This is a genomic window from Kyrpidia spormannii (assembly GCF_002804065.1).
Lineage (GTDB): Bacteria > Bacillota > Bacilli > Kyrpidiales > Kyrpidiaceae > Kyrpidia > Kyrpidia spormannii.
Genome location: NZ_CP024955.1, coordinates 2,740,603 through 2,755,566 on the forward strand (window position 1 = coordinate 2,740,603; position 14,964 = coordinate 2,755,566).

4 protein-coding genes and 2 CRISPR repeat arrays are annotated in these 14,964 nt (G+C 53.9%); all 4 genes read left to right on the plus strand.

Annotated features, from left to right (window positions below; all coding sequences use genetic code 11):
• Window positions 1-2: 2 nt before the first annotated feature.
• Window positions 3-761 carry an IS21-like element helper ATPase IstB gene (gene istB / locus CVV65_RS13620; RefSeq protein WP_100666831.1) on the plus strand — a complete coding sequence of 253 codons (759 nt, stop codon included), beginning with the start codon at window positions 3-5 and terminating at the stop codon, window positions 759-761.
• A gap of 347 nt (window positions 762-1,108) precedes the next feature.
• Window positions 1,109-6,236: direct repeats of the CRISPR family, unit length 30 nt; unit sequence GTTTCCATTCCTCATAGGCACGCTACGAAC.
• Window positions 6,237-6,383: 147 nt separating this feature from the next.
• Entirely contained in the window at window positions 6,384-7,685 is a 1,302-nt protein-coding gene (locus CVV65_RS13625) for an IS256 family transposase (RefSeq protein ID WP_232796624.1), read from the plus strand.
• A gap of 44 nt (window positions 7,686-7,729) precedes the next feature.
• Window positions 7,730-12,359: direct repeats of the CRISPR family, unit length 30 nt; unit sequence GTTTCCATTCCTCATAGGCACGCTACGAAC.
• A 134-nt stretch (window positions 12,360-12,493) separates the two neighbouring features.
• A complete protein-coding gene (gene istA, locus CVV65_RS13630; RefSeq protein WP_157935348.1) occupies window positions 12,494-13,948 on the plus strand; it encodes an IS21 family transposase in 1,455 nt (484 codons plus the stop codon).
• A 15-nt stretch (window positions 13,949-13,963) separates the two neighbouring features.
• Window positions 13,964-14,722 (plus strand): IS21-like element helper ATPase IstB, encoded by a 759-nt coding sequence (gene istB, locus CVV65_RS13635; RefSeq protein WP_100666831.1) that lies wholly within the window; start codon window positions 13,964-13,966, stop codon window positions 14,720-14,722.
• The last annotated feature ends 242 nt before the right edge of the window (window positions 14,723-14,964 follow it).

A 14,964-nucleotide genomic window follows, 5' to 3' on the forward strand; every position in this document is an offset into this window, starting at 1 on the left:
CCGTGACCGAAGATGCGATGGAGACCCTGAAACAACATCTCAAAACGCTCCAACTGCCGTATATGCGGGAGGTGGTGGAACGGGAAATTGAGAACGCGGTGAAAATGAAGCTGACTTACCAAGCTTTTCTCACGCGGCTCGTGGAAGCGGAAGTGTTGCAGAAGACCAACCGGTCCATTGCCACGAAGATTCATCTGGCGCGATTCCCGCGGATCTGTACATTGGAGGAGTTCGATTTCTCGTTTCAACCTTCGCTCCATGCCGCGGAGATTCGGGAATTGGGAGAACTCGGCTTTATCCACCGAAAAGAAAACGTTATTTTCCTAGGTCCTCCAGGGGTTGGAAAAACGCACTTAGCGATTGCCCTTGGGGTCAAAGCGTGCACGGCCAGACTCCGGGTCGCGTTTTTCACCGCCTCTGAACTGGCGGATCTCTTGTATGCCAGTTTAGCGGATCGTTCCACGCCCCAAAAGCTGGCGTCGCTGAGCCGCTACCACCTGCTGATCATCGACGAGTTGGGCTACATGCCCATGGACAAGCAACGGGCGAACCTCTTTTTCCAGCTCGTCAGCAAGCGCTATGAGACGGGATCAATCATCCTGACGACCAACATGCCTTTTGACGAGTGGGACAAGGTGTTTGGCGATACAATTGCTTCTGCCGCCATCATTGATCGTCTGGTGCATCACAGTCACATTTTTCACATTCAGGGTCACAGTTACCGGATGAAGGACAAGCTCAAGGCCGATGCCTCCGCCTAATCACCAGCCCGGCGGACTTGGTACCCCATGTTGTCCGTGCGTGTGCGACACGCACACGTGGCCGTTGTCCCCTAAGGGCCCCCCATCGGCCCGCAGCCGCGAGGTCAAGGGCGCCCTTGGGCGAGCGAAGCGTCCCTTGACGGAGCGGCCAGGGCCGATACACTCGGCCCGTTGGGACAACGGCCGACGACGATGAACCCTGAGTGACGACACGACATGGCAAGCAATGACTTCCGTTTTCTGAGGGGGGTCAAAATTCAGTGCCAAACCGGGGTCAATTCTACTTGACGATCAACAACGCTACGAACGTCTCATGTAGTGCTGAATGCACATCGCGTGGAACGGCTGTTTCCATTCCTCATAGGCACGCTACGAACAATTGGAGGGTGTTCTAGGTTGCGATGAGGATTTCACATGTTTCCATTCCTCATAGGCACGCTACGAACTATCGTCCCATACTTGGTCCGTCCATGACCCCGGTGCAAGTTTCCATTCCTCATAGGCACGCTACGAACCTCACGTTTTGTAGATGGGTATATGCGGAAGTGAAGGTTTCCATTCCTCATAGGCACGCTACGAACTTTTACATTTCCTAGCCACAAACGCCTCGATGACGATAGTTTCCATTCCTCATAGGCACGCTACGAACAATTTTTTGTTGGCTTTCTTCGTCATCGACTTCTGGTTTCCATTCCTCATAGGCACGCTACGAACACTTTCCCCCGCATGGCCATAGGATATTGCCTGATAAATCGTTTCCATTCCTCATAGGCACGCTACGAACCTCTTCTTTCGTCGGCCCGAAGACAGCATCTTCGGGGTGTTTCCATTCCTCATAGGCACGCTACGAACGTGAGGAAGGGGTACAGAAGCTTCTTCTCCAGGCTGGTTTCCATTCCTCATAGGCACGCTACGAACTGAGGATGCGGGAAAAAATCGCCTCCTCGATTCGAGGTTGTTTCCATTCCTCATAGGCACGCTACGAACGAAAATCGCAGACACGAAGGCCATGCTCAGTGCCTTAGAGTTTCCATTCCTCATAGGCACGCTACGAACAGTTCGCGCTCATGCAGGCACTACAGGGGACTCGCTGGGTTTCCATTCCTCATAGGCACGCTACGAACGATGCAGACATCACCATTGCGGTCGGGCGGAGCCGGAAAGTTTCCATTCCTCATAGGCACGCTACGAACCTCGATTCCCTTACCGCGTGCAGAAGTTGGGCGGAGGTTTCCATTCCTCATAGGCACGCTACGAACAATGTAGCCAAGCACCCCGGCTTGAACGACGTCATCGAAATGTTTCCATTCCTCATAGGCACGCTACGAACGCCGTATACGCCGCAACCCCCCATTGCCCTGTTCCTTCGTGTTTCCATTCCTCATAGGCACGCTACGAACGAGTTGCAGATGCACCTTGGAATGCCTTTTGTTTCAACGTTTCCATTCCTCATAGGCACGCTACGAACACTTATGTATGGCATCGTGCCATAATAAAATCAACAGTTTCCATTCCTCATAGGCACGCTACGAACGGGGATGAAGCCACCGCAGAGGAATATCTAGGGGTTGATGTTTCCATTCCTCATAGGCACGCTACGAACCGCGGCTATCGGTCGGAAAAGGAAGCCGAAACGAAACTGTTTCCATTCCTCATAGGCACGCTACGAACGGCGAGAAGAAAGGTGACTTCCAACGCATCTCTTAGTTTCCATTCCTCATAGGCACGCTACGAACGGGGATGAAGCCACCGCAGAGGAATATCTAGGGGTTGATGTTTCCATTCCTCATAGGCACGCTACGAACTTTCCAGTTCCGACTGATATCCACGTGTCCGCAGAATGGAGTTTCCATTCCTCATAGGCACGCTACGAACTTGGCGGCGTTTTACAGAGAAAAGCGCGTCGGCTGAGAAGTTTCCATTCCTCATAGGCACGCTACGAACTTTTTGAAGCACAGAAAGAGTTGGACGAGAGGATCATAGGTTTCCATTCCTCATAGGCACGCTACGAACCATGCGTGCGCTCGAAAACACCAGGTGGAGCGTAGGGGTTTCCATTCCTCATAGGCACGCTACGAACGTATGCAAGAGATTGAAAAGGATCGGGAAGCGGTTGTTTCCATTCCTCATAGGCACGCTACGAACCGAAAGGCAGGAAAACGGCTACTGACAAGGAGATCGCCGTTTCCATTCCTCATAGGCACGCTACGAACATCGTGATCTTGTGGGATTGCAGGGATGCCGAACCGGTTTCCATTCCTCATAGGCACGCTACGAACCGGACCAGCCGAGACCGCTGGACACCTCCAGTTTGAGACGTTTCCATTCCTCATAGGCACGCTACGAACCATCAGTTAGGCGTGCGTTCCACTTGATGAATGTCTGGTGTTTCCATTCCTCATAGGCACGCTACGAACGAAGCGGTAACTAAAGGCTTGACTTCTGCCAGTACGGGTTTCCATTCCTCATAGGCACGCTACGAACACTCGTCGGACTGCTCCAGTCGTTCGGCGTCCAGGCGCGTTTCCATTCCTCATAGGCACGCTACGAACGAAACTGAACCCCTCCAAGGTCCGTTCCCAATCCGTTCCGTTTCCATTCCTCATAGGCACGCTACGAACAAGCCTATGCGTTCGCAGAGACCGTCTACCACGAATTGGTTTCCATTCCTCATAGGCACGCTACGAACAATTTCATCCAGTCCCGCAAAAGGAATGCCCCAAATGCGGGTTTCCATTCCTCATAGGCACGCTACGAACTCCGATGGTTGCGGGAGGGGTGGGTGGAATGAAAACCAGTTTCCATTCCTCATAGGCACGCTACGAACCGGCATGGGGACCGGATCAAGACAGACTCCAGGTTGCCGGTTTCCATTCCTCATAGGCACGCTACGAACCCGCGCCGAAGCCAAAAGTGAAACTGTGGCGACAGGTGGGTTTCCATTCCTCATAGGCACGCTACGAACGTTGGCGTCTGCGAGCGTGTCGAAATTCACGACGGCGGTTTCCATTCCTCATAGGCACGCTACGAACCTCGCTGAGCGGCATCCCACGCTCAGCCTTGGCGAGTTTCCATTCCTCATAGGCACGCTACGAACCAGGCAAGCCGAGATCCGAGACAAGACGCTGACCACGTGGGTTTCCATTCCTCATAGGCACGCTACGAACGCGGGCCGCCGTAAAGGATGATATTTCCGTCTTTTTCGCGTTTCCATTCCTCATAGGCACGCTACGAACTATCCACTGGCTCAAGGAAAACGGATACGCAGATCTGGTGTTTCCATTCCTCATAGGCACGCTACGAACTCGGCCAGCGGTTCGGCCGCCTCCTTGAGCGCCTGATTTGGTTTCCATTCCTCATAGGCACGCTACGAACGGCCCCCTCAATGAGGCCCTTAACTTCGTCAGCCGAGTTTCCATTCCTCATAGGCACGCTACGAACAACGTCGTCGGGGCCGAGTTGAAATCCGGCGCCAAGGGGGTTTCCATTCCTCATAGGCACGCTACGAACTTTCCAGGCTTTAGCAAGGTTCTTCTGACCTTCGCGACTGTTTCCATTCCTCATAGGCACGCTACGAACCGACATGGAGGTGGAGATGATCTTCGACGGCGTAAAGTTTCCATTCCTCATAGGCACGCTACGAACTTTTCTTCGAGTATACCATAGGAGGGTTTGCCCGTGAGGTTTCCATTCCTCATAGGCACGCTACGAACATGCCGATCTTCGCGCCCTCCCGCTCGTTCGTCGGGTTTCCATTCCTCATAGGCACGCTACGAACATTCATGGTGTCCTTCAGGTTCGACATGAGCCCGGTGTTTCCATTCCTCATAGGCACGCTACGAACGAGGGAGAGGCTGGTGAGTGAGTTTGCACGACCCAGAGAGTTTCCATTCCTCATAGGCACGCTACGAACCCCTCGGCCACGGGATGGTCCCGTTGGCCAGCCAGTGGTTTCCATTCCTCATAGGCACGCTACGAACCAGAAATTCACCGACCAGATGGCGCTGAAGACCGTGATGTTTCCATTCCTCATAGGCACGCTACGAACGACGCGGAGCTTGCGGAGCTGGGCGAGATTCTCGGGTTTCCATTCCTCATAGGCACGCTACGAACTGCTGATGATGTATTGGACGCGCGCGCGGGCGATCAACGTTTCCATTCCTCATAGGCACGCTACGAACGATACAATATCTAGGGCATGTGGATTACATTCCTGTGCCGTTTCCATTCCTCATAGGCACGCTACGAACGCCCAGGAACCCGGTGATTTGCTGCCAGTGCTGAACGAGTTTCCATTCCTCATAGGCACGCTACGAACCGCCCGTACCGTGCCCGCATTGTGGATTCGAGACGTGGAGTTTCCATTCCTCATAGGCACGCTACGAACGAAATGGCGCGTTCGCCGCGTCGAGGCCGTGCCATTCGGTTTCCATTCCTCATAGGCACGCTACGAACTCCCCGCCGGTCGTGCCTGTGTGAGCGGAGTGGTCAGTGGTTTCCATTCCTCATAGGCACGCTACGAACGTCTCCAGGCTCCCATTTTTCGCCCTCTTTAATCATGTTTCCATTCCTCATAGGCACGCTACGAACTGTGTACCAACTATCGGTAACGCTGATGTAAAGCGCACCATGTTTCCATTCCTCATAGGCACGCTACGAACGCAAAAATGCCATTCAGGGCACGAAAACTTACGGGGTTTCCATTCCTCATAGGCACGCTACGAACTTCATTTTGGGGGAGATGGTCGAATGGACGAACTAAGGTTTCCATTCCTCATAGGCACGCTACGAACACTCTTCCAGATCGTGCGCGTCGAGGATGTAAGGTCGGAGTTTCCATTCCTCATAGGCACGCTACGAACACGAAGTAGCACTGCTTCTTGGCCGGGTTCAGCCCCTGGAGTTTCCATTCCTCATAGGCACGCTACGAACATTAGAACGCCGGGCGGCTGAAGTTGCTTAAAAGGGAGGGTTTCCATTCCTCATAGGCACGCTACGAACCCAGTCCGTACAAAATCAACAGTCTTTCCATCTGTGTGTTTCCATTCCTCATAGGCACGCTACGAACCCCCGATTCCCCAGGCGTTTTCGCCGACCGGCTTCAGGTTTCCATTCCTCATAGGCACGCTACGAACGTGCTAGAAAAACTATCGTCTACCAGTCCTTTTTCTCTGTTTCCATTCCTCATAGGCACGCTACGAACTGACATCACTCCATCTCATTCAATTTTACCTCTTTCGTTTCCATTCCTCATAGGCACGCTACGAACGAGTGTCCCGAAATTAAACGGGCTGTATGGCGATCTTTGTTTCCATTCCTCATAGGCACGCTACGAACTGGATAGAGCCATACGTACCGTACCAGTGGATCGTCGTTTCCATTCCTCATAGGCACGCTACGAACTAGACGTTGATTCAAACGTTGTCCTATCTCCTTGTTGAACGGGTTTCCATTCCTCATAGGCACGCTACGAACTTGCAAAAATACGGATTTCTAACTTCGGTATGGGATGTTTCCATTCCTCGGCGTTGTCCCAGGTTTCGTGGAAATTTGAAGGTGGCGGTCTCCTGAACCCGTTTGGTATAACGGGATTGGGCACAACAAGAAAGGAGAACGCCACCTATGAAATCAAGGGTACATCAAATTGTGAGAAATGACCAGAGCCTGTTTTCGACACTAGATCCTTTTCAGCAGTTCACCCTCCAACTGTCGCTACTGGACGTGATGGAGAGCGCGAAAGAGGGACTCATGGCCTTGGCGGTTCAAACCGGGCTTCGAGTGATTCAACTCATGATGCGAGAGGAAGTCGAAGCTTTGGTGGGCCCCAAAGGGAAACACAATCCAAAGCGCAAGGCTGTGCGACACGGAAAGGAAAAGGGCTCCGTGATGCTTGGGGGCCGGAAGGTGGCTGTGGAAAAAGTTCGGGTACGCAGCGTCGACGGTCATGAAATCCCGCTGGAGACCTACCAGGCTTTTCAGGATCCAACGCTGCTGACCCAGGCCGCGTTGGAGCGGATGATTCATGGCTTGTCGACCCGAAACTATGCGTTTGGTCTTGAGCCGGTCGGAAACGAGGTGGAAACCTCCGGCACGAGCAAGAGCGCCGTTAGCCGGCGTTTCATTGCCGCCACGAAGAAGCTGCTCGAAAAACTCATGCAGCGGCGCCTGGACGACCGCCGGTACGTGGCGCTAGTTATTGACGGGATCGTCATGGCGGACCACACCGTAGTGGCGGCATTAGGGATTGACGTAGGGGGACAGAAGCAGATCCTGGGCATCTGGGAGGGAGCGACAGAGAATGCGACAGTGTGTAAAGGACTGCTGACCGATCTTGTGGACCGGGGACTGAAAACCGATGATGGGATCCTGGTCGTCATCGACGGGAGTAAGGCTTTGCGTGCCGCAGTACGGGACGTGTTTGGAGAGACGGCATTGGTTCAGCGGTGTCAGGTGCACAAGGAGCGCAATGTCCTGGAGCATCTGCCGGAGAAACAGCGAGATTGGGTCAAGAGGCAATTGCGGGAGGCCTGGCGCCAGGAAACCGAAAAAGAGGCACTGGCGGCCCTGCGGCGCTTGGCGGCACAACTTGAGAAGTCGCATCCAGGAGCAGCAGCCAGTTTGCGCGAGGGGATGGAAGAGACCGTGACCGTGATCCGGCTGGGAGTTCCGGAACTGCTTCGGGGAACTCTGCGCTCGACGAATGCGATCGAATCAGCCAATGAGAAGGTGCGGATGGTGAGTCGGAACGTCAAGCGCTGGCAGAATGGGGAACAGGTGCTGCGCTGGGCGGCTGCAGGATTTTTGGAGGCGGAGAAAAAGTTCAGGACCGTCAAGGGATTTCGCCAAATCCCTCTGCTTCTTGATGCATTACACAAATGTGTACATCCGCAACCACAGCAGGAAAACAAATCCATCACCGCGTAAATTGAAGAAAAAGGCCGTCACGAAAATCCACGACGACCGGGACAACCTCCATTCCTCATAGGCACGCTACGAACCCGGGAAAACCGCATAGACGGTTATGCGGTTGCTGTCGAGTTTCCATTCCTCATAGGCACGCTACGAACTAGCTTTGACGCTGCTGAACGTTGTTTAAAGAGAGATAGTTTCCATTCCTCATAGGCACGCTACGAACAGCTTTGACGCTGCTGAACGTTGTTTAAAGAGAGATAGTTTCCATTCCTCATAGGCACGCTACGAACTCGAGATGGCCAGGGCCGCCATGCTGGAAGAACGGGTGTTTCCATTCCTCATAGGCACGCTACGAACCAATGAAAAAAGCCAATAAAATCAAGCATTATACGGTTTCCATTCCTCATAGGCACGCTACGAACCAACCGATGTTGCTGGAGACTTCATTCAATGGACGGCGTTTCCATTCCTCATAGGCACGCTACGAACAATGTATGAATATGTATTCGCATCTGTTGTATGAATAAAGTTTCCATTCCTCATAGGCACGCTACGAACAGTGTAGTACGCCATATTAGCTGCCTCCCTTTTAAGGTTTCCATTCCTCATAGGCACGCTACGAACGCTGAATAGTTGAGTACGTTACCAAGTGGTCATACAGTTTCCATTCCTCATAGGCACGCTACGAACTGGTATACCCCGCATGAGGGCAAAGAGAACGGCTTGGTGAGTTTCCATTCCTCATAGGCACGCTACGAACTCGCCACCGCCCCAATCGCGGCTACCAGTCCGGAAAATGCGTTTCCATTCCTCATAGGCACGCTACGAACTCAAATGTTAGACGTAATCCTATTCATGAGTCGGTGCAGTTTCCATTCCTCATAGGCACGCTACGAACGCCTGCCGAGTGGCCTTCCGGTCCAGTTCCGGCAAATGTTTCCATTCCTCATAGGCACGCTACGAACGGATGAAGCGAAAATCATCCGACTGCGGTTCCTGGAGTTTCCATTCCTCATAGGCACGCTACGAACCTCTATTCCATTATCTATTTACATCCGGATATGTCGTTTCCATTCCTCATAGGCACGCTACGAACCTCCAACCTCCGCAATCTCTCCAACTCGTCAATCGCCTGTTTCCATTCCTCATAGGCACGCTACGAACGAGGCACTACGGAACGGGAGGCAGAGGGTGAGGGGTTTCCATTCCTCATAGGCACGCTACGAACTCGACGAGGACACGAGGAAGGCTCTGGTTGATTGGATGCAGTTTCCATTCCTCATAGGCACGCTACGAACGAATTGGGCGAGGGGTGATGGAGGTTGAAATCAGCAGAGTTTCCATTCCTCATAGGCACGCTACGAACCGAGGCGGAGGCGAATGCGATCCGCCGAAAGATCGAGATGTTTCCATTCCTCATAGGCACGCTACGAACTGCCCGAGCAGGTAGTCCGTGCTCACCCCGAAAAACTCCGGTTTCCATTCCTCATAGGCACGCTACGAACAAGTAGCATGCGCCGTATCGGCAGCTCCACCTTGCGCCGGTTTCCATTCCTCATAGGCACGCTACGAACGAAGAAGCGGCGAAACGCGCTGGAATGACTCGCGGGTTTCCATTCCTCATAGGCACGCTACGAACGGTCGGCGGATCACCTTCGCAGATGTCGTGTGGAGGTTTCCATTCCTCATAGGCACGCTACGAACCAAACGCTTATCTCGTGTCTTTTGGGTTGCGGCGGCGGTAGTTTCCATTCCTCATAGGCACGCTACGAACTCCTCATTCAGCACCGACAAAATCGCCCGATAGTCGCGGTAGTTTCCATTCCTCATAGGCACGCTACGAACTCATTTTGGGGGAGATGGTCGAATGGACGAACTAAGGTTTCCATTCCTCATAGGCACGCTACGAACTGGACGCCCCCGCAAGCATGACGGTCGGAGCGACGGTTTCCATTCCTCATAGGCACGCTACGAACCAAAGAAAGCACCCGTGAAAAAGATAGAACCTAGGATTAGTTTCCATTCCTCATAGGCACGCTACGAACGTTTCGTATAATAAAAATGACAAAATCATACGAAACCGGTTTCCATTCCTCATAGGCACGCTACGAACGTAGGAGCATCTATCGGGGCATAGTTGACCGGCACAGTTTCCATTCCTCATAGGCACGCTACGAACGCGGTGCCACGATGTTCCCGTCCCGGATGTAGAGAATGTTTCCATTCCTCATAGGCACGCTACGAACTCCCCGCGCCCCTTCGCCGATCGACTCCAGATAGGGTTTCCATTCCTCATAGGCACGCTACGAACGGGGCACACCTCTGTTGCCGCAGACGTCCGTTGCTTAGTTTCCATTCCTCATAGGCACGCTACGAACGACATCTCTCCGACCAACATCTTTCTTTCGTCATCCCAGGTTTCCATTCCTCATAGGCACGCTACGAACCCGCACAACAACATGTTTGCGGTATTTCTTTTCCATCTCGTTTCCATTCCTCATAGGCACGCTACGAACGATGAGGTTCGCACCCCAGCTATACGCCTGAGAAGCGTTTCCATTCCTCATAGGCACGCTACGAACGACTAACTTCACGCTTGGTGGTTCATTTGGCCCTGGTTTCCATTCCTCATAGGCACGCTACGAACGGCCAGTATATCACATGCTGGCCTCCTGTAACACATGTTTCCATTCCTCATAGGCACGCTACGAACCTCTTGGGAGTACCCGGCCATCTCCCGGCACGTACGGAGGTTTCCATTCCTCATAGGCACGCTACGAACCTGGACGCGGCCGACATGATCGAAGACCAGGCGGAAGAGTTTCCATTCCTCATAGGCACGCTACGAACTCTGAGGCGTTCCTGTCCATGGTCGGCTATGATCCAGAGTTTCCATTCCTCATAGGCACGCTACGAACTCTGCGGCGATGACATCCTCGTCGGACACGTCGCCGGTTTCCATTCCTCATAGGCACGCTACGAACGATGTTCTCTCGTTTGACGCCGGAGCCATCTTCGTTCGGTTTCCATTCCTCATAGGCACGCTACGAACAGGCCGAGAGGAAGGCTGCCGAAGCGGACGCGAAGCTAGGTTTCCATTCCTCATAGGCACGCTACGAACGAGTCGTTGTGCACGACGAGGAAAATGTGGAGGTGGCGGTTTCCATTCCTCATAGGCACGCTACGAACGCGAGATTGCTCGGGCGCTGCATCCCGCCCACCAAACGAGTTTCCATTCCTCATAGGCACGCTACGAACGAGGGGGTCGGGCCTGTGAATGATTGCCTCGCCAAAGTGTTTCCATTCCTCATAGGCACGCTACGAACTTCGGCTGCCTTCTTGGTGTCGAAGCCGCCGATCCACTTAGTTTCCATTCCTCATAGGCACGCTACGAACGTTCTGTTGGAGCCAGGAAGAGGCGATCAAAAATGGTAGGGTTTCCATTCCTCATAGGCACGCTACGAACCCATTACGCAGCCCACGTAGGGAATCAGCTCTTCCTTCCGGTTTCCATTCCTCATAGGCACGCTACGAACCCCGCGGATGTAAACCAGGACCTGGCCACGAGGTGGTTTCCATTCCTCATAGGCACGCTACGAACGGAGAACGTGATGTATCGGTCCAGCTTGATCCCGCTGAGTTTCCATTCCTCATAGGCACGCTACGAACTTCGAACGCGTCCGCAAACTTTTGGAGCAAATAATCGTGTTTCCATTCCTCATAGGCACGCTACGAACGCCAACCACCTCTTGCACCTGAGTCAAGTTCCCCCCGCTGGTTTCCATTCCTCATAGGCACGCTACGAACGATGACACGTCAAGGATGATCGTGTATCCGTACGTGTTTCCATTCCTCATAGGCACGCTACGAACCCAGTTGGATCACTTCACGGTCCCCCATCATCCGTGTTTCCATTCCTCATAGGCACGCTACGAACTCAGCAAATGGCTTCAGCGCAAGGATGAAACCAGTCTGGGTTTCCATTCCTCATAGGCACGCTACGAACGATCTTGTACGATCCAAACGGCAAAGAGGTCAGCCGGTTTCCATTCCTCATAGGCACGCTACGAACGTGGGCGCCGAACCTGATGAACATGCTCACGGAAGGCATGTTTCCATTCCTCATAGGCACGCTACGAACTTTGCCACGTAGTCGTCGCGGTGTTCTTCATCCATTCCGTTTCCATTCCTCATAGGCACGCTACGAACCGACTAATATATTATGTGGTATATTATACCCAGAAAGAAGTTTCCATTCCTCATAGGCACGCTACGAACGGGAAACAGCCGAGAGTGCCACGGGAGTCGGAGATTCGAGTTTCCATTCCTCATAGGCACGCTACGAACGGGCGCCGCCTTGCCGCTCCACCGCTTGCCTCATTTGGTGTTTCCATTCCTCATAGGCACGCTACGAACGCTCGGCGTGGTGTGGGATGAGGCCGCGTGGAAGCTCATGTTTCCATTCCTCATAGGCACGCTACGAACTCAAGCGTGTCGTCGCCATACGGAACGATGCCGAGGAGTTTCCATTCCTCATAGGCACGCTACGAACTCTATATCAAGTCGCTTGAAGCGACGATTGAGAAGGAGTTTCCATTCCTCATAGGCACGCTACGAACCCGAGGTTGCTCAGGAGTCACATGAGTTTGGAGACGGGTTTCCATTCCTCATAGGCACGCTACGAACCGTCGCTCGCGACCACCATTCGCCCTCGTGTTGATATACACTGAAAATGGACCCCAGATCGTCAGTGAAAATTGACCCCCACCAGATAGACTGGTACGCTCCTACTAATCTGAGTGGGAGCGGGGGAGAAAGGGTTGATCTCTATCGAGGATTGGACTGCGATTCGAGCACTCCATGCCCGCGGTGTCAGTATTAAGGCGATTGCGCGGCAACTGGGAATTTCGCGCAACACTGTGCGTCGTGCCTTGCGGGGAGACGATCCACCCAAGTATGTGCGAAAGAAGCCGTCGGCTCGGGCAACAGACCCATTCCTGGAGCACATTCGACAGATGTACGTGGAAAAACAATTGATCGGAACACGAATCTATGCGGAGTTGCAGAAGATGGGGTACCAAGGTTCACTTTCTGCGGTTCACCGGTGTCTGCAGCGGCTGAAGAAAGAACAGCCGCACACCGAAGTGCGGGTTCAGCGGATGGAGACGGCTCCAGGTGAACAAGCCCAGTTCGACTGGTCGGAGTACTCAGTAAAGATAGGAGGCAAGGAGGTCAAGGTATACGCGTACCGTTACATTCTCAGTTATAGTCGAATGCGATACACGCACTTTGCGCTGAATCAAACGCTGGAGACGGTCCTGGAAGCTCTGGAGTGCGGGATTCGCCACTTTGGCGGTGTGCCTGAGAGGGTGCTGATCGACAATGCCGGTCAAATGGTCGTGGATCATCGGCCGGATGGAGCTGTACGGTACCACCCGGAATTTCTCAAGGTCATGGGACTGTACCGGATGGACCCGTATGCATGCGCCCCGTACCGCGCCCAAACGAAGGGGAAAGTGGAACGGGCCTTCTATATGCTGGAACAGCATTTCCTCAAAGGGACGGAGTTCAAAGACTTTGAGGACCTCATTACCCAAGGGAAGTCCTTTGACGAATCGGAGAATCAGCGGGTGCACCGCCGGTTGGGACAAACCCCGTTGGAGCGGTTTGAGGCGGACCGGGCGGCTTTACGGCCCCTCCCCGAGCGCAGGTATGTCGACAGTGTGCGCGTCTTGCGCCGCGTCAGCAGAGACGGATACATCTCCGTCGATCACGTGGAATACTCGGTCCCGCCCTCCTACCTCGGCCGGGAGGTGTGGGTGACGCAACCCAGGGGGGCATATGTCGAGATGTACGGCCCAGACGGCACCTTCTTGTGTCGGCACGTCAAATCGAGAGACACCGGCTCGATCCACACGCTGCCCGAACACCAGGCGCCTCACCGGGAGCGTGTCTCGGTTCGTCAGCGATTCTGCGAGGTGTTTCCCAGCGGTGCGGCATTCTACCAAGGGCTCACCCGTCGGTATGCCCACAACGCTCGGTACCATGCCGCCCGCATCCTGGACATGCGCAGCACCTATAGCGACGAGTCTATTGAAATGGCCCTGAAGGAGGCCTTGGCTTACGGAGCCACGGACGAGAAGGTCGTGTTGAAACTGCTGGCCAACTACCCGACAAAACCGGCCGCCTCTTCGAGAAACGTCGAGGTCCAGGCGTTATCTCGGCGCGCCGACACCATTCGCCCGTTGTCCTACTACAGTCAACTGTTGCATTAACAAGGGGGAGTTCCCGTGACCGAAGATGCGATGGAGACCCTGAAACAACATCTCAAAACGCTCCAACTGCCGTATATGCGGGAGGTGGTGGAACGGGAAATTGAGAACGCGGTGAAAATGAAGCTGACTTACCAAGCTTTTCTCACGCGGCTCGTGGAAGCGGAAGTGTTGCAGAAGACCAACCGGTCCATTGCCACGAAGATTCATCTGGCGCGATTCCCGCGGATCTGTACATTGGAGGAGTTCGATTTCTCGTTTCAACCTTCGCTCCATGCCGCGGAGATTCGGGAATTGGGAGAACTCGGCTTTATCCACCGAAAAGAAAACGTTATTTTCCTAGGTCCTCCAGGGGTTGGAAAAACGCACTTAGCGATTGCCCTTGGGGTCAAAGCGTGCACGGCCAGACTCCGGGTCGCGTTTTTCACCGCCTCTGAACTGGCGGATCTCTTGTATGCCAGTTTAGCGGATCGTTCCACGCCCCAAAAGCTGGCGTCGCTGAGCCGCTACCACCTGCTGATCATCGACGAGTTGGGCTACATGCCCATGGACAAGCAACGGGCGAACCTCTTTTTCCAGCTCGTCAGCAAGCGCTATGAGACGGGATCAATCATCCTGACGACCAACATGCCTTTTGACGAGTGGGACAAGGTGTTTGGCGATACAATTGCTTCTGCCGCCATCATTGATCGTCTGGTGCATCACAGTCACATTTTTCACATTCAGGGTCACAGTTACCGGATGAAGGACAAGCTCAAGGCCGATGCCTCCGCCTAATCACCAGCCCGGCGGACTTGGTACCCCATGTTGTCCGTGCGTGTGCGACACGCACACGTGGCCGTTGTCCCCTAAGGGCCCCCCATCGGCCCGCAGCCGCGAGGTCAAGGGCGCCCTTGGGCGAGCGAAGCGTCCCTTGACGGAGCGGCCAGGGCCGATACACTCGGCCCGTTGGGACAACGGCCGACGACGATGAACCCTGAGTGACGACACGACATGGCAAGCAATGACTTCCGTTTTCT

Excerpts from the sequence above, each read along its gene's own strand:
- CVV65_RS13625 (WP_232796624.1), top strand. The coding sequence starts at position 6,384 with ATGAAATCAAGGGTACATCAAATTGTGAGAAATGACCAGAGCCTGTTT.